Raw genomic sequence first — 842 nt, forward strand, 5'->3', positions numbered from 1 at the left:
ATAGATATTACTTCAACTGGGCATTTATCATATCTTTTGATTCACTTTAAATCTTTGGGGAGACATGTTGTGACAGACTACTCCCCATATGTGTATTTAGGAACGATCAACTTCCGAGCGGCAAATGTCCGGTTTTCACCCAAATTACCGTTTCTTCTTCTACAAAAGGGAAGTGCTCACTCATGTGAGGTGATCGCAACCAAGTATGTGTTGGGTATATACCTAGCTCATCCCTAAACTCGCCAGACAACACAAAAACTTCTTCTCCACCAAAGTGTCTGTGAGGTTGAAACTTTTCTCCTTTGGGCCACTTCACCAACGCAACATGCTCGTGCTTAAAATCATGTAACGGCATCACTTGTAGTCCGCCAATGCCAGGCAACCATTCTGTTTCTCGAGTATTGATTCGAACAGTTTTAAGATCGTTCGGATCAAATTGATTGAGCTTGACCAAAATGACACAACCTTTCTCGCTAAACGGCGCGTGCTGACTGTCGGGTGGGTTACGAAGATAAGAACCCGCGGGATAGTCGCCATTTTCGTCAGAGAAGACACCATCGAGCACAAAAATTTCTTCTCCGTAAGGGTGAAGGTGAGGAGAAAAACGCGATCCTGCTTCGTACTTCACTACACTGGTTACGTGACCAGATTCTTTTGCCTCTCGCTCCAATGGCTTACGCCACACTCCTTGAGAGGGGCTAGCAACCCAATTTTGGCTGCCTGTTTCGATGACGACCCTTTGAGAAAAATCCATATTCAACATACTGAAATACCGTTACTTATTTTGTCGGTTCTTGCTCCAATTATACGTTTAAAAACGTAATTTGATGCAATGGTTGGTA

1 protein-coding gene is annotated in these 842 nt (G+C 43.7%); it reads right to left on the minus strand.

Annotation, left to right across the window (positions count from 1 at the left end):
* Nucleotides 1–106 precede the first annotated feature (106 nt).
* Entirely contained in the window at nucleotides 107–763 is a 657-nt protein-coding gene (locus R7Z50_RS26110; RefSeq protein WP_318149558.1) for a cupin domain-containing protein, read from the minus strand.
* Nucleotides 764–842 lie beyond the last annotated feature (79 nt).

Source organism: Vibrio sp. 1249-1, from assembly GCF_033340495.1.